Consider the following 20,647-nt stretch of genomic DNA (forward strand, 5'->3'; position numbering starts at 1 on the left):
AATGGCTCTGCCTTCTCCTCTCACGGTGAGGCGGACGTACGGCGTGGCGGGGCTCTGTACGCGCTCGATGATGTCGAAGAGTTCTTTACGGGCGCGGGATGCGGGGATGGTGCTGGAGGGCATATGTACACTATTATGTACGATAGCAAATAGTCGCGTCAAGTCCGCTTCTCGCCGACCACAATGGCGAGACCTCTGAAAAATTGTCATTTCGACCGAAGGCCCGTCCTCCCGTAGCTTCTGAGCGAAGGAGGAGGGAAATCTCACTCGCCTCAAGGTATTGTACCGTGTGAGATTTCTCAGTCGCGGACTTCTTCGAAATGACAATGTGGAAGCGAAAAGACATCCTCACTCGCGCAGCGTGGCATTGAATGCCTCGGCGAGGGCGTGGGTGATGGTGGTGTGGGCGGCTTCGACTTCGTCGGTGGTGAGGGTGCGACCGGGGGCACGGTAGGTGAGGTGGAAGGCGAGGGACTTCTTGCCGGAGGGGATGCCGGTGCCTTCGTAGTGGTCGAAGAGTTCTGCGGATTCGAGGAGGGGGGTTGCGGTGGTGATGCGCGCGACGATGTCGGCGTGCGGTGTCTTCTGGTCGAGCACGAATGCGAGGTCGCGCTTCACGGCCGGGTGTTCGGGCGGACGCGCGGGTGTTTTGCGCGTGCCGAGGTATGGGAGGAGTGCGGCCCAATCAATCTCTGCGGCGACCACACGACCGTCAATGCCAAACGCGGTGGTGATGGCAGGGTGGAGCTCGCCGAGGGTGGCGATGGGGGTGTTGGCGATGTGGAGCTCGGCGGTTCTGCCCGGGTGCCAGAGCGCACCCCCTCCAGCTCCCCCTCTAGAAGAGGGGGAGGGCCATACCGCGAGCGAGGCGAGGAGGTGATTGATGATGCCCTGCATCTCGCGCACGAGTGCGCCAGCGTGTTCTTCTTTGCCGTATCGCGCGATGAGGAGTCGGGGGGATTCCGTTGGGAGTGTTCCGCGCTTGCCGTTCCAGGCGTAGATGTTCCCCAGCTCGAACACGGTCCCGCTTGGGGTTTCGCCTTGGTTCTGTGCGATGATCTCGAGCATGGTGGGGAGGAGCGACGGACGGAGGTGCGTGAGGTCATCGGTGAGCGGGTTCTCAAGCGCGACGGCATCTCCCGCGTCCATTCCGCACTTCATGAGTGTCGCGGTGCTCGTCATGGAGAACGCCATGACCTCGACGGCACCGATGTCCGCGAGTGCGGTGCGCGCGCGATCCTCCCAATCAAACGATGAGGTGGGTGGCGTGGGAGGATAGACCGCGGCGGGGAGCACTCCCTCCGGCAGTACGGATGGCAACTCGTGGTAGCCATAGATGCGCGCGAGCTCCTCGATGAGGTCGTGCTCCGCCTCCACGTCCCCTCGCCGCCACCACGGTGGCGTGACGCGGAGGGTCGCGGGAGACGCTGCGGCGACAACGGTGCACCCGAGTGCTTCGAGCACCTGCTTTGCGCGCTTCGCGGACACCTCGGCACCGATGATCGCGCTGGCACGTGCGAGGTGGAGCGTGATCGGCTTCATAGCCGGCGGCTGCTTGCCCGCGCTCACGGGTTTCCCGACGACGTGTCCACCGGCGATCTCCAGGATGAGTGCCACCGCGCGCTCACGCGCCTCTGCGACGCTCTCCACCGGCACGCCCTTCTCGTAGCGGATGGATGCCTCGGTGCGGAGATCGAGCGCGCGCCAGGTGCTCCGGATAGAGACCGGATCGAACGTCGCGGCCTCGAGTATGATCGTGGTCGTCGCATCCGTCACACCGGTTTCCGCACCGCCCATCACCCCCGCGATCGCGATGGGTTGCTTCGCATCTGCGATGACGAGCATGTCCGGCGTGAGGGTGTATTGCTCGCCATCGAGCGCGAGGATGCGCTCGCCTTTCTTGGCATTCCGAACGTTGATCTCGAGATTTCCTGCGTGTTGCTGCTTATGTCTTTGGTGTGTCTGGTGAGATTTCTCGTCGGGGACTTCTCGAAATGACAGTCGTTGTGCGTCAAACGCATGCAGTGGCTGTCCCGTTTCAAGGAGGATGTAGTTCGTTGCGTCTACGATGTTGTTGATCGGACGAACGCCACCGGCGAGCAGGCGCTGCTGTACCCATGCAGGCGATGGAGCGACCGTCACGCCGTCAATCACCGTGGCGGTGTACATCGGGCAGCGCGCAGCGTCTTCGACATGTATGCGCAAGTCCAATCCTCTGTCATCTCGAGCGGAGCGGAGCGAAGTCGAGAGATCTCGTCTGCCTGTTTGATGGGATTTCTCCACTCGCGGACTCGGTCGAAATGACGAGGAAGTGATCGCCGCGACCTCACGCGCGAGCCCCATGACGGACATGCAGTCCGGACGGTTCGTCGTCACCTCGACATCGAACACGGTGTCATCATACCCGAGCACCTCCGCGAGCGACTTCCCGACCGCGCTCGCATCCACGAGCGGCGTGACATCGAGAATCGCGCGCGCATCGAATGCGGGAAACACCTCGCGAAGGCCGATCTCCGACGCTGCGCAGATCATCCCCTCGCTCCGCTCGCCGCGAATCTCCGCGGACTCGAGCACCACGGGCTCACCCTCACCGTGCCAACGCACCGTGGCACCGATGGGCGCAAACGCGACGAGCATCCCCTCGAGGAGATTCGAGCCGCCGCAGACAACCTGGTGTGTACCGCCGCGCCGCGTTGATGTTGCAACCGTGACGATCTTCAACTTGTCCGCGTTCGGATGCGGTGCGATGGTCTCGATGCGACCCACGACGACCTTCGCATCCAATCCCTCCCCCATCGCACTCCACCGCTCCACGCTCATCGTGTGCAACGACAAGAGCCCCGCGAGCTCTTCCGGAGTACGCTGCACATCCACGAATTCCTTGAGCCAGTTGTAGGAGAGTTTGAAGTCCATAGGTACAGACGTTGGGGCGTGTGAGATTTCTCGCGATGCTCGAAATGACACGGGGAGGGGGCGGGTTAGCACTTCCCTAGCCACCGCAGGTCGTTCCCGTAGAGCACCCGGATGTCGTCTATCCCCTCCTTCATCATGAGGACACGCTCAACACCCCAGCCGAAGGCGAAACCGTTGTGTATGGCGGGATCAATACCGCCGGCTTTCAGGACGCTGGGGTGCACCATGCCGGCACCGCCGAGCTCAAGCCAACCGGCTTTGCAGGTCTTGCACTTGGTAGGCCCCGCTTCCGAAGGACGAGATTTCTCCACTCGCGAACTCGGTCGAAATGACGGAGTGGAAGATGGACTCGGTCGAAATGACGGAGAGAGGGATCCCGTGCCTCCGCATACGGCGCAGGAAATATCGATCTCGAACGACGGCTCGGTGAACTGGAAGTGGTATGGACGCAGACGCGTCACACGATCCGCGCCGAAGTAGGAGCGCACGAAGTAATCAATGGTGCCCTTGAGGTGCGTGACGGAAATGTTGCGGTCAATAAGAAACCCCTCGAACTGGTGGAACATCGGCGTGTGCGTCGCGTCAATCTGCCGTCGGTAGCACTTCCCGATGTTCACCATGCGAATGGGCAGCAGCCCCTTCTCCATCTCCCGCACCTGCCCATTTGAGGTGTGTGGCGTAAGAACAATCTTCTCTCCTTTCTTCTTCCTTCCCTCCCCCGCTGTCGCGGGAGCGACGAAGAACGTCTCCCACTCGTCCCGCGCCGGATGATCGGCGGACATGTTCAATGCCGTGAACGCGTAGTAGTCGCTGTCCACCTCGGGGTGGCGGCTGCGGATGAAACCGATGCGCTCGAAAATCGCGGTGATGTCGCTGATCGCGCGGCTCACCGGATGCACACTCCCGCGCGGCATCCTCACGCCAGGCGCGGTCATGTCGAGCCACTCGTCATCGGCGAGCGACGCGAAGCGCTTGCGCTCCAGCACCGCGCGCGCGGCGGCGATGCGCTGCTCGATGGAAACCTTCTCCGTATTGAGGAGCGCACCGTGCTGCTTGCGATCCTCGTCGCCCGTCGCGCCGAGCAGCTTGAAGAGCGCCGTGAACTTTCCCTGTTTCCGGCCAAAAATCTCAAGCTCGAGCACTTCGAGCGTGCCGAGGTTTTTCGCCTGCTCGATGCGGTCGAGATCGAGCGCGGCAATCGTTTCACGCAACGCCTTGTGGAAATCCATACTCACAACCCGACGGTGCTCTTCACCGAATCAACGAACCCACCGCCGAACGTCATGACATCGCGGTAGGTGACGAGGAGGATGAGGCCGATGAGAATCGCGAAACCAACGGCGTGGATCGCGCCCTCCACGTTCCGCGTGAGCGCGCGGCGACGCACGGCCTCGATCGCGAGGAAGAGGAGTCGCCCGCCATCGAGCGCGGGGAACGGGAAGATATTAACGAACGCGAGGTTCGCGGAGAGCACGGCGGTGAACTGGAGGAGGTGCGTGATGCCGAGGCGCGCAACCTGGCCGGTGAGCACCGCGATGCCGACCGGACCCGCGATGTCCACAGGCGCGGCGCGATCCGTGAAGAGACCCGCGACCATCCGTCCGAGCGCACGCGCGATCTCCGCGATAACGACGCCGGTGGTCTTTGCGCCTTCCCACGCGGCGAGGTGGATGGGGTAGGTGACGACACCGGTGCGGACGAGCTGCACGCCGAGGCCCTCGCGATCGGTCCCCGCGAGCGGGCCGGCTGTCATCGCAACCGTGCGATGCACACCGTCGCGCGACAGCGTCACCGCGATCTCCTCGCCGAGGTGCGCTTGGATGATCGCGCTCACCGCATCGGGATCGTCGCTCGTCACCCCATTGATCGCGCGCACGACATCGCCGCCGAGCACCCCCGCTTCCGCTGCGGGACTCTCGGGGATCACCCCCACGACGGTAATCGCGGTATCGCGGACGCGCGCGGAAGCCGAGATGCCATCAATGACCTGCGGCGCGCCGATCGCGTACACGGTGGTGAAGAGCACGAACGCGAGCACAACGTTCATCCCGACGCCGGCGACGAGCACGAGCGCGCGCTTCCATCGCTGCTGCCCAGCGAAGCTTCGACGGTCATCGCAATCGCCACCACTCTCACCCTTGATCCGCACGAACCCGCCGAGCGGGAGCCAGTTGAGCGAGTAAATCGTGGAGTCGCCCTCCGACCACGCCTTCCGCCCGCCCACGATGCGCCATTTCCCCAAGTGCCGCTGGAGCCCGATCGCGCGCGGCGGGAATCCAAATCCAAACTCCTCCACATCCATCCCCGATCGTCGCGCAGCCAAAAAATGCCCGAACTCGTGCACGAACACGAGCAGGCCGAGGACGATGAGGAAAACGATGAGGGAGTACATGCTGGTAGCGTAGCACCTTCTCGTGCTACTATCGAATGAACGGGTGACGATCGATTTCTCACGGCGCGACGTCGCTCGCCAGACCCCGCTCCTGCCTCCCATGCTCCATGGTGGAGTAGAAGATGGATATCCCTGGAGCGGGGTCATGCACAATGTCGGGAGCACGCCCCTCCTCGCGGCTCTCCCGACCTCCGAGGCCCCTCCTGTCACCATCCAGGAGGGGCCTTCTCTTGACCCCTCCCTTCGTCATTTCGACCGACTGAGTCCTCGAGGGAGTGGAGAAATCTCATCCAGCAGCACAGGAAACATCCTGCTACTCAACGAGATTTCTCCACTCGCGGACTCGGTCGAAATGACGGAGGGGGAAGTGAGATTTCTCGACTCGCGGACTCGGTCGAAATGACGAAGGGGGAAGTGAGATTTCTCCACTCGCGGACTCGGTCGAAATGACGGAGGGGGAAGTGAGATTTCTCCACTCGTGGACTCGGTCGAAATGACGGAGGGGGAACAAATTGCTACACGCTCTTTACTCCCCGCGAATGACACTCGCGATTTCCTCGACGCGCGCCTCGCACTCCCGCTGCGTCGCGCACTCTACGACGAGACGCACGAGGGGCTCGGTGTTGGAGGGGCGGACGTTAAACCACCAGGACCCCATGTCGAAGGAGAACCCGTCGAGTGTGCTCACCTCGCGCGCGGCACCGCGGTACCGCTGCGCGAGTGCCGCGAAAACCGCATCGGCATCATCCACGGTGAAGTTGATCTCACCGGAGTGGTGGTAGCGCTGGAGCGGCGCGATGAGCTCGCTCATGCGCTCGCCGCGCTCGCCCATGATGCGGAGGAAGAGGAGCATTGCGTACTCGGTGGCCTCCATGCCGTGAAACTCGCCAAAGTAGAAGTGGTTGGACAGCTCCCCACCGAACACCGCGCCGACCTCGCGTAGGTGCTTCTTGATGAGCGCGTGACCTACACGCGTGGCGATCGGCACGCCGCCGCTCCGGCGCACCTCCTCCGCGACAACGCGGCTCGAACGCAGGTCGTAGAGTATCGTTGCACCCGGATTCCGCTTGAGCGCCTCGCGCGCGAGGAGGACGGTGAGGAGATCGCCACGCACGAGTCGCCCGCGCTCATCAACGACGCCGATGCGATCCGCATCGCCGTCATACGCAAACCCGACATCGGCACCGCTGTCACGCACCGCTGCCATGAGTGCGATGACGTTCTCCGCCTTGATGGGGTTTGGCTCGTGATTTGGGAACGTGCCATCAAGCTCCCAGTACAGTCGCTCGATGTGCCCGGGGATACGGTCTGCGAGGTGCTCCATCGTCAACCCACCCATGCCATTCCCGCAGTCCACCACCATCCGACGTGGCGCGAGCGATGCGGGAGGAATGAGTGCCATGATGCGATCGAGATACGGGACAAGGACGTCGCGCTGCTCCACCCCCCCTCGCCCCCCCTCCCGCGCTTCGGCGGATGAAGACACAAGATGAGGGGGGGGATTCAGAGCGAGACGCTTGACCTCCTCCATACCGGTCGCCGCAGAAATCGGGAGACCGTCGCCGTAGTCCATCTTGAACCCGTTGTACCGCGCGGGGTTGTGCGATGCCGAAACCATGATGCCCGCATCGGCCCCCGCCTCCTGCACGACGGCGTAGTTGAACATCGGCGTGGAGCACAGTCCGATGTCCAGTGCATCCGCACCGCTCCGACACACGCCGCGGAGCACCGCATCGGCGACGTGCGGGCTCGACGTGCGCATATCGCGACCGACGATTACGCGCCGCGCTCCCGTGTGCGCGACGACTGCTGCGGCGATGTGCTCCGCGTCGTCCGTCGTGAAGTCCTCACCGTAGACGCCACGAATGTCGTACGCCTTGAAGATGGATGGGTGCATAGGGTATAGTGAGTGTACCGTATACAGTGGAAAACCTCTACATCTATGTCACCATTTGTCCTCACCCTCGTCATCGCGGTCGGCATCATCGTCCTCTGGGCCATCGTGACGTACAACCGCTTCGTTACGCTCAAAAACCGCGCGCAGGAGGCGTGGTCCGATGTCGAGGTGCAGATGAAGCGCCGCTACGATCTCATCCCAAACCTCGTCCAGACCGTGAAAACCTACGCGACGCACGAGCAGACGACGTTCGCAAAGGTGACCGCTGCACGCACGGCAGCGATGGGCGCCGGCACGCTCGCCGAGCACGCTGCCGCCGAGAACATGCTCACGGGCGCACTCAAGTCGCTCTTCGCGGTGTCGGAGGCGTACCCCGATCTCAAGGCGAATACAAACTTCCTCGAGCTCCAACACGAGCTGCGAGATGCGGAGGACAAGATCATGGCGGCGTGGCGTTTCTCGAACGCGAGCGTGCGCGACCTCAACACGAAGCTCGAACACTTCCCCGCGCTCCTCATCGGAGGCCTCTTCCGGTTCGCGAAACAGGAGTTCTTTGACATCGACGACGCCACGGAGGCGCACATGAAGGAGGTTCCGAAGGTCGCGTTCTAGCCGCGCGGATCGTCGCCTCGCATGTACTCCCACATCACGACCAACAAACGGAAGACGGTACTCCTCATCACGCTGTTCGTCATCGTCATCCTCGCGCTCGGCGCGGTGTACGACCGCACGCTCGGGCAGGGTGCGGGATTCGGTGGGCTGGCGTTCGCAGGTACGATCGCGATCGTCATGGCGCTCGGCTCGTACTACTCGGGCGACCGCGTCGCGCTCTGGTCCGCAGGCGCAAAGGAGGTGACGAAACGCGAGCAGCCGGAACTCTATCGTACGGTGGAGAACCTCGCCATCGCGAGCGGATTACCCACACCACGCGTCCACGTCATCCACGATCCTGCGATCAACGCGTTCGCCACCGGCCGCGATCCGGCGCACGCCTCCATCGCGGTGACGACGGGCGCGCTCGAGCGGCTCGAACGGGTGGAACTTGAGGGCGTTCTCGCCCATGAGCTCGCGCACGTGAAGAACTATGACATCCGCGTCATGACCATCGTCATCGTGCTCGTTGGGACGATCGCGCTCCTGTCGGATCTCCTCCTCCGCGCCCACTGGTTCCGCGGACGGAATGAACGGGATGCCGGCCGCATCGGCATGGTGCTCCTGCTCGTCGGCATCGCGCTCGCCATACTCGCGCCGCTCATTGCCGAGATCATCAAGCTCGCGGTCTCACGCAAGCGCGAGTACCTCGCGGATGCGGATGGCGCGCTCCTCACGCGGTACCCGGAGGGGCTCGCGCGCGCACTCGAAAAAATCGGTGCCGCGAACCAACCGATGCTCCGCGCGAATAGTGCGACCGCGCACCTCTTCCTCGCCAATCCCTTCGGCGCACGCCGCAAACGTTTCGTCCACCTCTTCTCCACGCATCCTCCCATCGCAGACCGCGTGCGCATCCTGCGATCCATGGCAACGTGAATAAACGCAAAATGAAGAACGCAAAATGCAAAAGTGAAGAGAGGAAGCGTCGTTCATCATTTTAACTTTTGCATTTTGCATTTCCTCCTATGCCCCTCCCCGCCACATTCACCGCTCACCTCAAGCACGTCCTCCAGCGTGCAGGGACTTTTGCTGCACTCCAGGAGACCACCGTCATCCGGCCTGCACATCTCCTCCTCGCGCTCACGCTCGAGCGCGGATCGCTCGGCGCGGAAATCCTCGCGAAGACGCGTGTGACGGCGGACGCGATCCGCAACGCGCTCGGCCTCGCCGACTCCACCGCATCGAGCACGCGGCAGGTGGCGAAGCTCTCCGCGAACGCGAAGCGCACGCTCGAGAAGGCAGCGCTTGCCGCGAGCACGCACGCGCACCGGTACATCGGCTCCGAGCACCTCCTCGTCGGGATGCTCGAGACCAATGACCCCGAGGTGACCGCCATGCTCGTCGCGCTCCACGTGGACCCCGCGAGCATCAGCAAGCACCTCCTCAACGTCCTCAAGAGCACCTCGAAGTTCCCGGACTTCACCGCGGCCATCACGGACCCACAGGAGCTCCTCGCGGAGGCGGAGTCGCAGCCCGAGGATGCGAGCACCGTGCAGAAGACGCCCGCGCTCGACTTCTTCGCAAAAGACCTCACGAATGCCGAGGTCATCCTCACGATTGATCCGGTCGTCGGGCGCGACAAGGAAATTGAGCGCGTCATCCAAATCCTCTGCCGACGCACGAAGAACAACCCCATCCTCGTCGGCGACCCGGGTGTGGGAAAAACCGCCATCGTCGAGGGGCTCGCGCGGCGCATCGTCGAGCGCGACGTGCCGGACATCCTCGTGGGGAAACGCATCCTCTCGCTCGACCTCGCGCTCCTCGTCGCTGGCACCATCTACCGCGGCGAGTTCGAGTCGCGGCTCAAGCAGATCCTCGACGAGGTACGCCAGGACACAAACCTCATCCTCTTCATTGACGAGATCCACACGATCATGGGAGCCGGTGCAGCATCGGGCTCGCTGGACGCGGCGAACATCCTGAAACCCGCACTCGCGCGCGGCGAGATCCGCTGCATCGGCGCGACGACGTTCGATGAGTTCAAGAAGCACGTCGAGAACGATGCCGCGCTCGAACGCCGCTTCCAGCAGGTCCACATCGCAGAGCCGTCACCGGAGGAAACGACGAAGATCCTCCACGGCCTCAAACCGTACTACGAGCAGTTCCACCGCGTTGCGATCACGGACAGTGCCATTGACGCGGCGGTGTCGCTCGCGGAACGCTACCTCACGGGCAGGCAATTCCCGGATAAGGCCATTGACCTCATTGACGAGGCCGCGGCGCGCGTGCGCGTCCAGGCGAAGAACGATCCGCTCATCCGCCGTGCGAGCGCGATTGATGCACGCCTTGAACTCATTGATGAGGAGAAGCGCAAGGCGGTCATCGAGGACCGCTTTGAGGACGCCGCGACGATCCAGCGCGAGTACCGCACGCTCGTGAGCGAACTCGCGGGCATCAACGAGCAACTCAAAGTGCGGTCCACCGTGCAGGTGGGCGACATCGTAGACCGCGATGTCGCGGCGGTCGTCGCGCAGACCGTCGGCATTCCGGTCGAAGAGCTCCTCCTCGAGGAGCACGCGCGATTCCTGCGCATCGGCGACGTACTCCGGAGCCGCATCGTGGGACAGGAGGCGGCCGTCACCGCAGTTGCGAAAGCACTCCAGCGTGCAAAGAGCGGCCTCGCTGCACCCAATCGCCCACTCGCCTCGTTCCTCTTCCTTGGCCCCACCGGCGTGGGGAAAACCGAGACCGCGAAAGCGCTCGCGGAGCTCCTCTTCCAGCGCACGGACGCGCTCATCCGCCTCGATATGTCCGAGTTCTCCGAGGGCTTCACCGTTTCCAAACTCATCGGCGCACCAGCGGGCTACGTCGGCTACCGCGAGGGATCAAAACTCACCGATGAGATCCGCAAACGGCCGGCGAGCGTCGTCCTCTTCGATGAGATCGAGAAGGCGCACCCCGATGTCTGGAACCTCCTCCTCCAGGTGCTCGAGGATGGTCGCCTCACCGACGCGACCGGCCGCGTGGCGCGCTTCACGAACTCCATTATCATCCTCACCTCGAACGTCGGGGCTGGCGCATTCACGAAGGCGAGCATCGGATTCCTCGATGGCGTGGACTCGGACGCGGCACTCAACCGGCAGTACCAAGACATTCGCTCCGACGCGCTCGCTGCACTCCGCTCGCGCTTCCGACCAGAGATGCTCAACCGCATTGACGAGACCGTCGTCTACCAGCCGCTCTCGCGCGAGCACCTCGCGACGATTGCGCGGTACGATACGGCGGTGTTCGCGGCGCGGCTCGAGCGCGAGCAAGGCATCCACCTCCACATGGATGAACCCGTCTACACCTGGATCGCCGCGCGCGCGTTCGATCCTGCGCAGGGCGCGCGGGCGGTGCGACGGCTCCTCCATGAACACGTTGAGAACGCCGTTGCGCTTGGCATCCTCGAGGAGCAGTTCACGAAAGGCGACACGGTGTACATCACCGTCACCCCGGAGGCGAGCGCGCTCACCGTCGGCAAGCGAACGACTGCTCGCGCGCGTACCGTGAAGCGTCGCGCGAACGTGGCGGCGTAGCACCACTGCACGCGTATGGTGGACTCCGCGGCAGCAAAGGAACCAACGGCGGCAGCCGGAGAAGCGCAAGGAGCCGCGCAAGCTGTTCCCGGGATGCTCTCCGCGCAGCTCCTGAGCTGGTCGTGGAAGTATCTCGTCCCCTCGTTCGGACTCACGCTCCTCTACATCAACCTCCACTTCGTCGGTCGCTACATCGCGCAGAGCCGTATGTTCTCGGACTTCGGGCAAGCGTTCCGCATCGGCAAAACAAAGCCGCGCGCTGCGGGCGGAACGGCGATGGCATACGCGGAGATCATCGCGCTCTTCTTCTTCGATGGCATCGTCGCTGCCGCGCTCCTCCTCGTAGCCGTCCTCCTCAAGTTCATGGTTGAAGCGCTCAACAATACGATAACGATCATCTTCGTTGGCCTCCAGACACTCATGGACGCGCTCTTCTAGGAAACCCCATCCCTATGGATCGCAGGAGAATCTTCATCGCCGCGGTATTCCTCGTCGTCGTCCTCGTACTCGGCTACGCGATTTTCGTCGTGTTCTTCCGCGCTGCGCCGACCACGCCACCCGCACCGCCGCCGCCCACCACGCCCATCCCCACGGCACCGCTCCCCACCGCGCCATCTGGCGCGCCGGTGCCTGTGGTGACCCCCGTCACCCCGGGCGTGGCACCGGAGGAAACGCCCACCGCAGCGGAGGTCATCCCCACGATCGCGCAGGGTGGCCGCACCGCCACGCCGGCACTCACGATCACACCCGCTGCGTTCACGCGCATCGCGCCGAGCGGACACCTCCAGTACTACGACCCCACATCGGGTTCCTTCTTCCGCGTGAACGCGGATGGTACCGTCTTCGCGCTCGCCGATCGAACGTTCCCCAATGCGCAGTCCATCGTCTGGGCACCCAACGACGACCGCGCGATCATCGAGTTCCCCGATGGTGCGAACGTCCTCTTCGATTTTGCGAGCGGCAAACAGGTCTCATTGCCGCCGCATTGGGAAAAATTCTCATTCTCCGCACGCGGCGACCGCATCGCCGGACTCGCCATCGGCTTGGACAAGGAGAATCGCTTCCTCTTTGAGGCAGACCCCAACGGCGGCAACTTCCGCGCCGTCGAACCGCTCGGCGAGAACGCCGCGAAGGTGACGGTGTCGTACTCACCGAACGAGCAGATCATCGCGTTCTCGGCGACCGGTAGAGGGATCGGCGACTTCCGACAATTCATCCTCCCCATCGGCAGGAACGGTGAGAACTTCTCCGGCCTCACCGTCGAGGGACTCGACTTCCGCCCCACATGGTCGCCAGACGGCCAAACCCTCCTCTACAGCGCGGTGCACGATACGAACGATTACAAACCGGAACTCTGGCTCGTGAGCGGGTCCGGCGACACCATCGGCGCAAACCGCCGCCGACTCCACATAGACACCTGGGCGAACAAGTGCACCTTCGCGGGGAACACGACGCTCTACTGCGCGGTCCCCGATGCGCTCGAGCGCGGCTACGGCCTCCAGCCGGAACTCGCCGATTCCGTCCCCGACACCATCGAGCGCATAGATCTCACCACCGGCGCGCGGAGCATCGTGGGACGACCGGAGCAGCCCACGAGCATCACCGAGCTCCACGTCTCGTCCGATGGATCCACGCTCGCCTTCGTCGCAGTGCAGGACGGAAGAATCCACGAGATGCAGCTGCGTTGATATGCAACGCGCACTCCTCGTCCTCCTCGCCGTGGTCGGCGCGCTCGCACTCTGGGCCATGCGACCGCCGCGCGCCGCCGTGGATACACCACTGGCACCGCGTGCGGCGCTCGCGCCGATAGTGACGGGTGACGATCTCGTCCTGGGTCCGCGCAGTGCCGCGCATACCATCGTGGAGTTCGGCGACTACACGTGTCCGGCGTGCGCCGAGGTGCATCGCGCGGTGCGTGAGCTCCTCGCATCACGCGATGACGTCCGCGTCATCTGGAAAGACCTCCCCCACCTCGACCCCGTCACGCAGTCGCTGCGGCTCCACATCGCCGCCCGATGCGCGGCGCGACAGGGTGCGTTCGCAGCGTTCCACGATGCGCTCTTCGAGCGCGCACCGCGAACCGATGGGGCGATCGCGTCCATCGCAACCGACCTCCGGCTCAACACGACCGCCTTTGACGCATGCCGGAGCGACCCGAGCATCACCGCAGCCATCCGCGCGAATGAACGTGAGGCGATGCGCATCGGTGTGGCGGGAACACCGGAGTTCTACGTCAACGGCGTGCGCTATGAGCAACCGTTCTCTCTCAGTGATCTGCAACGCGCGCTCGATGCGCCGTAAGTATGCTCCACGTGCAACATCCCATCTATTCACGCGCGATCGCAGCGATGCTCAGTGCGATGGCTTGCATCGTACTCATCGCAGCTCCGCTTCGTGCGGACGCAACCTTGTGCGCGAAATTCACACAAGCTGACGGTACGAAAATGTGCGCACAGGGTGAAGCCATTTGCAGCTACAATACACCGCCACTTGCATCATGCACGCTCGTCACCTGCGAAACAACGCCCGGCTGCCCGGGCGCACTCGAGAAGCTCGGCACACAATGTGGCGCATCCATTCAATGCGGCACCGGACTCGTCTGCGAAGGTGCCGAGCTACCAACGGCTCCAGGCGACGAGGGAACACGCGGCACCTGCGTTATCACTCCCGCACTGAAAACCCCGCCAAAACAAGAGCTCCTCTTCGAACCCATCCAAGCGCGCCTCTCCGTTCCGATCCCCAACCTCTCGTTCGAACAGCTCCGCATCCAGAACGATGACGGAACGAATTTCGTCACTATTCCATGGATCGCCCAATACATCGCAGCGATCTACCGCTGGGCGGTCCCGCTCGGCGGCGTCATCGCGGTCGTCATCATCATGGTGGCCGGTGTCATCTGGATGACCTCCGGCACGACCGGCAAGCTCTCCCAAGCACAACAGATGATCACGAATGCGACGATCGGCCTCATCCTCCTCGTGGGATCGTACGTTGTTCTCCAGCTCATCAACCCAGACCTCGTCCGCCTCTCGGCAATCCGCGTGGACATCGTTCAGCGTGAGGAGCTACCCACCCATGACGAACCAGATGAGGTCTCTGGCGTGGAACCGGGAACTGTCGTCTCCATCGCCACGAGCACTGCGGACAACATCTTCGTGAAAGGCGGGAGCACGCGCGTGACGCAGGAACTCGTCACACCACTTAAAAATGCGGCGACCGCGCTCCGCGGCAAGGGCATCACGCTGCGCATCACCTCGGCACTTCGCCCACCCGAGGAGCAGTACGCATACATCCGCAAAAATTGCCAAGTCAATCCCGATGGGACCGGGAAAAAAGGTACCTGCGACCCCGCGACGTGCCTCATGACGAACGGCCCAAAGAGCTGTCCGCACACCACTGGCCATGCAGTAGACGCGTGGGGCATGCGCGGTGGCGAGCGGTGTATTCTCTCGCAGGATGCTTGTGCGAAAAGTGCAGAGAACAAACGCATAGGATTTCCTGGGGTGGAGGCGAGCGATCCCTGCCGCGCGAACGAATGCCACGCCGCAGTCATCGCCGCAATGCGAGGTGCGGGCTTCTGCAATTGGCTTGGCGAGGCCTGGCACTTCGAGTACCCCAAGCCCGGCATGTCCCAGCCGTGCCAGTAATTATGCCGAAAACCGCGACCATCTACGCCTGCGCAAAATGCGATGCCCAGTCACCAAAGTGGCTCGGGCAATGCGCGGAGTGCGGTGGATGGGGCACCATGCAGGTCCATGCGGCATCCCCCGCCGCTGCGAGAGCGGCATCCGGCATCGTGCTACCAGATATCCCATCGCTCCACACGATGGACGCAACACAGACCAAACACATCCCCACCGGTATTAGCGAGTTCGACCTCGCGGTAGGTGGTGGGCTCATCCCGGGTGCACTCCTCCTCCTCGCGGGCGAGCCCGGCATCGGGAAGTCCACCCTCATCATGCAGGTCGCCGGAGCGGTCGCGGGGCAGGCGACACCCGTCCTCTACATCTCCGGCGAAGAAACCGCACCGCAGCTCAAACAACGTGCCGATCGCCTCAACGTGCGCTCGGAGCACATCAAGGTCCTCACGACGAACGACGCGGCCGTCGCCACGGCGGCCATCGCAAAGTTGCGACCGGCACTCGCTATCGTTGACTCCATCCAGACCATCGCGCTCCCCGATATCCCCACCGGAACGGGCGGCGTCACCCAAGTCCGTGCGGTGACGAACGCGATCCTCCATACCGCAAAAACGACGAACGTCCCCACGATCATCATCGGCCACGTCACAAAGGACGGCACCGTTGCCGGACCAAAAACGCTCGAGCACCTCGTGGACCAGGTCGCCGTCTTCGAGGGCGATCCGCACGGCGATCTCCGTGTCCTGCGGACGACGAAGAACCGCTACGGCTCAACAGATGTCGCCGGCGTCTTCACGATGACCGAACGAGGGCTCGATGCGTGCGCAGACCCCGCGTCCGCATTCCTCACCGCGGGGACACCGTCACCCGGGAGCGCAATCGCTGCGGCTGGACTCGGCAACCGTACGATCCTCGTGGAGGTGCAGGCACTCGTGACAAAATCGTCGTTCGGTCAACCCCAACGACGAAGCGTTGGCATTGACATCAACCGCCTCCACGTCATTCTCGCGATCCTCGCGCAGCACGGCGGCGTGTCGTTCGCGTCGTCCGATGTCCACGTCGCTACCGCGTCTGGCATCCGCATTGACGACCCCGCGTGCGACCTCGCACTCGCGGGCGCGCTCCTCTCCGCGAGCGCAGACGCACCGCTCCCGCTCGACGCGCTCGTGGGCGAACTCGGTCTCTCCGGCACCGTCCGCGCGGCGCGCGGCGTAACCAAACGCGTCGCCGAGGCCGCGCGCATGGGTCGCAAGCGCATCGCCGCACCCGCAGGCATCGCCGCACCGCGTGGCGCAACACTCACCACCATCGCCACCATCCGCGACCTCGCATCTTTGGCGCTCCCGCACCAACTTCGGAGACATTCCGTTTCCCCGTAGCGGAAACCTTTAGGTTTCCACGGTAGTGCCACCAAGCCGCCTACAACGAACGGCCGGATGGAGGTCTAAAGACCTCCGCTACACCATTCAACATGAAGAGCCACCGGACGACGTGCGTCCGATGGCTCTGTTGCGTCTCGCGCTACGCGATGACTTCTCGATCCTCGCGTGGGTGCTGCTTTGCGTCGGGAGCGTCACCATCACGACGACCGCCCTCGAAGGACTGCAGACCACCCTGCGGCGGTCTGACGATCATCTCCTCCGTGAGGTCAATGACGATGCGCCCCCCGGGTTCACTTCCGGACTGAATCATCCTGATCACATCGGGATCCCTCTTCATGCACGACTCCATGACACGGACTTGGCCATTCCACCAGAGTGAAACGGGGAAAAGGTACGAAAACGAAAAACCCCAAAACAGGGGCGGACGACGGGATGCTCCCGCCGTACTGATTCCAGTGTTGCACACTACCAACGCGCTGTCAAATCACTCGAGGTGAACCGTGTGCACAGACGCATCCACCACACCCTCATCTGCGATGCGACGCGCGCATGCGATGAGTGCCGAGTCCATCTCCCAGAACGGCAGCACGTTCCTTCCGGACTGCACGGTGCCAAAGATCGCCCCCGGGCCGCGCTTCGCGAGATCGAGCTCTGCGAGCGCAAATCCATCCGTCGTTTCCGCGACACGCCGAAGGTGCACGAACACCGACGGTGCGGGCAGTTGTGTCGCGAGGAAGCACGTCCCCGCAGCATCTCCTCGCCCCACACGCCCGCGCAGCTGGTGGAGCTGTGAGAGGCCAAAGCGTTCGGCATCTTCGATGATCATGACGGTCGCATTCGGCTGATCCACACCCACCTCAATGACCGTCGTCGCGACAAGGATATCCACCGTGCCGGCCCCAAACGCTCCCATGACTTCCTGCTGCTCGGCGGTCTTCATGCGGCCGTGGAGGAGGCCCACCGTCGCATCAGGGAACGCCAGCTGTGCACGCTCATAGGCCTCGGTCACCGTGGCGAGCTCGCCTCCCCCATCGTCATCAATCTTCCCGCATACGATGAACGCTTGGTGACTCGCCGCGAGCTCTGCCTTCACCGCGCGCGTCATGGTGAGCCGATCCCTCGGACCCACCACGCGCGTTGTCACCGGCAGGCGCGCGCTCGGCCGCTCGGCGAGCACGGAGACGGCGAGATCACCGAGCATCGAGAGCTGGAGCGTCCGCGGAATCGGCGTCGCGGTCATGGAGAGTAAGTGTGGGATGACACCGTCTCCCTCCCGCACCTTTCTCCGAAGTGCCGCGCGCTGATCAACGCCGAAGCGGTGCTGCTCATCAATGATCGCGAGCGCGAGATCGTGGAAGTGGACGGTGTCCGCGAGGATCGCGTGCGTACCGATGACCACCGCTGCCTCACCGTTGCTCACCGCGGTGCGAATCTCGCGGAGCGTGATGGCGATCCCGTCAATCTGCCTCGTGCTGCGCGTCCAGCACGCCACGCGGATGCCGAGCGCGTTGAGCCACTGCGTGAGCACGCGCGCCTGTTGCACCGCGAGCACCTCCGTGGGCGCGAGGTATGCCACCTGCTTTCCGGCGAGCGCCACCGCCGCCCCCGCGATTGCCGCGACTGCGGTCTTCCCCGATCCCACATCGCCATTGAGCAATCGCTGCATGGGTCGCTCACCGTGCGCCCCCTCGATGTCTTCCAAAACCTCTCCGACCGCTCGCTCCTGCGCGCCGGTGAGCGTGAACGGCACCATGGCCTTGGCACGCGCAACCATTGCCTCGTCGATCTCCACGATCGGCGCTCGTGCACTGCGCAGCTCTTCACGCGATGCCCGCACGCGCAGCATGTACGCGAGGAGCTCATCAAACTGCAATCGTCGCCGCGCAGCATCGCGGAGTACTTCGGTTTCGGGGAAATGGATGGCGCGGAGTGCATCCCTTCTGCTCATGAACCCCTCCCGCTCGCACACACCCTCCGGCAGCGTCTCCTCCACCATCGCCACCGCTGGCAGCGCACAGTGGACGAGGAAGCGCAGCTGCTTCTGCGACACTCCCGCCGTGAGCGGGTAGATCGGCACCAGTCGTCCCGCGTGGAGGTTGGCATCGGTATCCCGCTCGATGACGGGCGTCTTCATGTGCATCCCGTACCGATCCACCGTCGCCGTGCCGGCAACAATCACGCGCGTCCCAACAGGAAACGCGTGCACGAGGTACGGCTGCTGGAACCACACGCAGCGAAGCGACCCCGTCTCGTCCCGCACGACTGCCTCCGTCACCATCATCTTCCGCTGGAACGCCCGCCGGTTCGCGATGGACTCCACCCGCCCGCGCACAACCACCGCGACACCCGGACGCGCGTCCGCAATCGTCTGCATCTCCCGCAGATCTTCATGCCGAACTGGAAGATGGAACAGCACGTCCTCCACCGTTGCAACCTGCAACCGCTTGAGTCGCGCCGCAAGCTGCTTCCCAATCCCATGCAGCTTTGCAACCGATTGATTAAGCGTGGGTGTCTCCATGGAGTCCCATTGTATCCCATCGTCACTCGCCCACACATGCATGCTGGATGGACTACTCCACGCTGCTATACTTGAAAGTGCCACCGTTGTGCAATTCACCCCAACCCATGGTATGCTAACCGCGCAAACGCAAAGGAGGAATATGCTGTCCATTCACAATCGAACAACGAGTCAGGTACTGATTGCGATAGCACTCGTCGCGATCTTCGCCGGCTCCGGCTGCGAGCTCCGACGATCTGCGGTGCCCGTCAATGACGTTCCCGCGAATGGAACCACCGACACCACGGAAGACACCGGTACCGGTGGAACGGATAGCGTTGAGCCGTCCATCACCTGGACCACCTACGAAAGCCCCACCCTGGGACTCCGCGTTCCGTATCCGGAGGGGTGGAAAGCATTCACTAAACAAGATGGCCGTGTGGTGGACTTCTACAGCAGTACTCCGCCAGCAATGAGCGACGCCCCGTCCGACTTCTGGTCGGAGACCCAACCAAACGACATCGACACGGCGCTCTCGAGTTTTTTGGACATCTTCGAGCAAACTTCAGTCACTCGAAATGGCAAAACAATGATACGCATCATCTATCCATACGATGCGATCGCGGCTCCAGACATCAGGATGGTCGCATATCTGTGGGAGGGAGATGGAGTCACGAACATGCTAGGAGGACCCGAGGAGAGTCCAATCGTTGAATATGCCATCGAACACGTGGAGGTGAGGTGATGTATCGCATTCGACAAGCAGGATTACCTTTGGCGATCGGTTGTATTGTAAGCATCCTGATGCTTAGTCAGCAATCCAGAGCTGAAACCGAAGGCATCTTCTGGCTGCCATTCTCAAGCGACTACACCGTATTCGTATCGTGTAGATGGTCATGTACATACGACCACGATAACGATCCTTCTACACCGGAGCGAGTGTACGATCATCAAGCAACGGACTACGGTCGGACAGCCGACACTACGCACGTGCATGCTGCAGCAGATGGTGAGGTAGCGGCAATGCGCAATGACATTCCAGCCAATACCCATCCAAGAGGAGGATCGTACGGCAACTTCGTACAGATTCTTCATACAGGAGGATATAGAGCTTGGTATGCCCATTTACTTCCGGGAACCATTCCGGTAGTCAATGGACAATTCGTCCACGCCGGTGACTACCTTGGTACTACTGACAATACTGGAAACTCAGATGGCCCCCACCTCCACTTCGAACTCCGCAATGCTTCCGGCACTCGCGTGAACCCATACGGTTCCCCTCCCGACTACGTCGGGGGGTGTGGACCAGGTTCCCTCTGGGCAACCTGTCCTCCCACCCCCTTCGATCCGAGCACGCTCGATCGCGATGGCGATGGGTTCACCGTCGCAGACGGTGACTGCAATGATGCGGACGCGGGGATTGCTCCGGGAATCATGGAACCACTCTGCAACGGGGTGGATGAGAACTGCGATGGGGTGACGGATGGGGAGTGGGAGACACCGGATGCTCCATACACGCTGGGAGATCCCTGTACCGCAGGAGTGGGAGGATGTCTTCGCGATGGGGTGTTTGGGTGTGAAGAGAACGGAATCACGGCAACGTGCCTCGCGGATGCGGGATTGCCCGTTCCGGAGATGTGCAACGGCGTGGATGATGACTGCGATGGGGACACGGATGAGGAGTGGAGGGATTGCTCTCCCGATCTTCCGGAATCCCCGTGCATCGGGAACATCTGCGTTGTGGGGATCGGTACCT

General features: G+C 63.0%; 16 protein-coding genes. 10 read left to right on the forward strand and 6 right to left on the reverse strand.

Features of this window, described 5'->3' with window-relative positions:
- Positions 1-348: 348 nt before the first annotated feature.
- The 4 genes from pheT to Q7S96_01240 form a co-directional block, all read right to left on the reverse strand.
- The gene (gene pheT / locus Q7S96_01225; protein MDO8462883.1) at positions 349-2,913 is read right to left on the reverse strand and encodes a phenylalanine--tRNA ligase subunit beta; all 2,565 of its coding nucleotides are present in this window, start codon (positions 2,911-2,913) and stop codon (positions 349-351) included.
- A gap of 65 nt (positions 2,914-2,978) precedes the next feature.
- Positions 2,979-4,142 (reverse strand): phenylalanine--tRNA ligase subunit alpha, encoded by a 1,164-nt coding sequence (pheS, locus tag Q7S96_01230; GenBank protein ID MDO8462884.1) that lies wholly within the window; start codon positions 4,140-4,142, stop codon positions 2,979-2,981.
- A 2-nt stretch (positions 4,143-4,144) separates the two neighbouring features.
- Positions 4,145-5,305 (reverse strand): M50 family metallopeptidase, encoded by a 1,161-nt coding sequence (locus Q7S96_01235; GenBank protein MDO8462885.1) that lies wholly within the window; start codon positions 5,303-5,305, stop codon positions 4,145-4,147.
- 526 nt (positions 5,306-5,831) lie between these two features.
- Positions 5,832-7,202 carry a phosphomannomutase/phosphoglucomutase gene (locus Q7S96_01240; GenBank protein ID MDO8462886.1) on the reverse strand — a complete coding sequence of 457 codons (1,371 nt, stop codon included), beginning with the start codon at positions 7,200-7,202 and terminating at the stop codon, positions 5,832-5,834.
- A 45-nt stretch (positions 7,203-7,247) separates the two neighbouring features.
- Here Q7S96_01240 and Q7S96_01245 point away from each other — a divergent pair, with 45 nt between their 5' ends.
- The 8 genes from Q7S96_01245 (at position 7,248) to radA (ending at position 16,391) form a co-directional block, all read left to right on the forward strand.
- On the forward strand, positions 7,248-7,814 hold the full coding sequence (locus Q7S96_01245) for a LemA family protein (GenBank protein ID MDO8462887.1): 567 nt from the start codon (positions 7,248-7,250) through the stop codon (positions 7,812-7,814).
- Positions 7,815-7,835: 21 nt separating this feature from the next.
- On the forward strand, positions 7,836-8,729 hold the full coding sequence (locus Q7S96_01250; protein ID MDO8462888.1) for a M48 family metallopeptidase: 894 nt from the start codon (positions 7,836-7,838) through the stop codon (positions 8,727-8,729).
- Positions 8,730-8,818: 89 nt separating this feature from the next.
- The gene (locus tag Q7S96_01255) at positions 8,819-11,371 is read left to right on the forward strand and encodes an ATP-dependent Clp protease ATP-binding subunit (protein MDO8462889.1); all 2,553 of its coding nucleotides are present in this window, start codon (positions 8,819-8,821) and stop codon (positions 11,369-11,371) included.
- Between the two features lie 15 nt (positions 11,372-11,386).
- Entirely contained in the window at positions 11,387-11,809 is a 423-nt protein-coding gene (locus Q7S96_01260; GenBank protein MDO8462890.1) for a hypothetical protein, read from the forward strand.
- Between the two features lie 14 nt (positions 11,810-11,823).
- Positions 11,824-13,059 (forward strand): hypothetical protein, encoded by a 1,236-nt coding sequence (locus Q7S96_01265; GenBank protein ID MDO8462891.1) that lies wholly within the window; start codon positions 11,824-11,826, stop codon positions 13,057-13,059.
- A 1-nt stretch (position 13,060) separates the two neighbouring features.
- Positions 13,061-13,672, forward strand: a complete 612-nt coding sequence (locus Q7S96_01270) for a thioredoxin domain-containing protein (protein ID MDO8462892.1) — start codon at positions 13,061-13,063, stop codon at positions 13,670-13,672.
- A gap of 2 nt (positions 13,673-13,674) precedes the next feature.
- The gene (locus Q7S96_01275; protein MDO8462893.1) at positions 13,675-15,018 is read left to right on the forward strand and encodes a hypothetical protein; all 1,344 of its coding nucleotides are present in this window, start codon (positions 13,675-13,677) and stop codon (positions 15,016-15,018) included.
- A gap of 2 nt (positions 15,019-15,020) precedes the next feature.
- Positions 15,021-16,391 carry a DNA repair protein RadA gene (gene radA / locus Q7S96_01280; protein ID MDO8462894.1) on the forward strand — a complete coding sequence of 457 codons (1,371 nt, stop codon included), beginning with the start codon at positions 15,021-15,023 and terminating at the stop codon, positions 16,389-16,391.
- A gap of 142 nt (positions 16,392-16,533) precedes the next feature.
- Here radA and Q7S96_01285 read toward each other — a convergent pair whose 3' ends face one another.
- Together Q7S96_01285 and Q7S96_01290 are read right to left on the reverse strand one after the other, a co-directional pair.
- Complete coding sequence (locus Q7S96_01285; GenBank protein MDO8462895.1) at positions 16,534-16,713, reverse strand: hypothetical protein; 180 nt, start codon at positions 16,711-16,713, stop codon at positions 16,534-16,536.
- Between the two features lie 165 nt (positions 16,714-16,878).
- The gene (locus Q7S96_01290; protein MDO8462896.1) at positions 16,879-18,912 is read right to left on the reverse strand and encodes an ATP-dependent DNA helicase RecG; all 2,034 of its coding nucleotides are present in this window, start codon (positions 18,910-18,912) and stop codon (positions 16,879-16,881) included.
- A 142-nt stretch (positions 18,913-19,054) separates the two neighbouring features.
- On the opposite strand from Q7S96_01290, the gene Q7S96_01295 reads away from it, so the two are divergent.
- Positions 19,055-19,636 carry a hypothetical protein gene (locus tag Q7S96_01295; GenBank protein MDO8462897.1) on the forward strand — a complete coding sequence of 194 codons (582 nt, stop codon included), beginning with the start codon at positions 19,055-19,057 and terminating at the stop codon, positions 19,634-19,636.
- A 515-nt stretch (positions 19,637-20,151) separates the two neighbouring features.
- A partial coding sequence (locus Q7S96_01300; GenBank protein MDO8462898.1) for a putative metal-binding motif-containing protein occupies positions 20,152-20,647 on the forward strand: 496 nt, incomplete at its 3' end.

The organism is bacterium, from assembly GCA_030647005.1.
Lineage (GTDB): Bacteria > Patescibacteriota > Patescibacteriia > JACPHY01 > JACPHY01 > JAUSKG01.

Excerpts from the sequence above, each read along its gene's own strand:
- pheT (MDO8462883.1), bottom strand. The coding sequence starts at position 2,913 with ATGGACTTCAAACTCTCCTACAACTGGCTCAAGGAATTCGTGGATGTG.
- pheS (MDO8462884.1), bottom strand. The coding sequence starts at position 4,142 with ATGGATTTCCACAAGGCGTTGCGTGAAACGATTGCCGCGCTCGATCTC.
- Q7S96_01235 (MDO8462885.1), bottom strand. The coding sequence starts at position 5,305 with ATGTACTCCCTCATCGTTTTCCTCATCGTCCTCGGCCTGCTCGTGTTC.
- Q7S96_01240 (MDO8462886.1), bottom strand. The coding sequence starts at position 7,202 with ATGCACCCATCCATCTTCAAGGCGTACGACATTCGTGGCGTCTACGGT.
- Q7S96_01245 (MDO8462887.1), top strand. The coding sequence starts at position 7,248 with ATGTCACCATTTGTCCTCACCCTCGTCATCGCGGTCGGCATCATCGTC.
- Q7S96_01250 (MDO8462888.1), top strand. The coding sequence starts at position 7,836 with ATGTACTCCCACATCACGACCAACAAACGGAAGACGGTACTCCTCATC.
- Q7S96_01255 (MDO8462889.1), top strand. The coding sequence starts at position 8,819 with ATGCCCCTCCCCGCCACATTCACCGCTCACCTCAAGCACGTCCTCCAG.
- Q7S96_01260 (MDO8462890.1), top strand. The coding sequence starts at position 11,387 with ATGGTGGACTCCGCGGCAGCAAAGGAACCAACGGCGGCAGCCGGAGAA.
- Q7S96_01265 (MDO8462891.1), top strand. The coding sequence starts at position 11,824 with ATGGATCGCAGGAGAATCTTCATCGCCGCGGTATTCCTCGTCGTCGTC.
- Q7S96_01270 (MDO8462892.1), top strand. The coding sequence starts at position 13,061 with ATGCAACGCGCACTCCTCGTCCTCCTCGCCGTGGTCGGCGCGCTCGCA.
- Q7S96_01275 (MDO8462893.1), top strand. The coding sequence starts at position 13,675 with ATGCTCCACGTGCAACATCCCATCTATTCACGCGCGATCGCAGCGATG.
- radA (MDO8462894.1), top strand. The coding sequence starts at position 15,021 with ATGCCGAAAACCGCGACCATCTACGCCTGCGCAAAATGCGATGCCCAG.
- Q7S96_01290 (MDO8462896.1), bottom strand. The coding sequence starts at position 18,912 with ATGGAGACACCCACGCTTAATCAATCGGTTGCAAAGCTGCATGGGATT.
- Q7S96_01295 (MDO8462897.1), top strand. The coding sequence starts at position 19,055 with ATGCTGTCCATTCACAATCGAACAACGAGTCAGGTACTGATTGCGATA.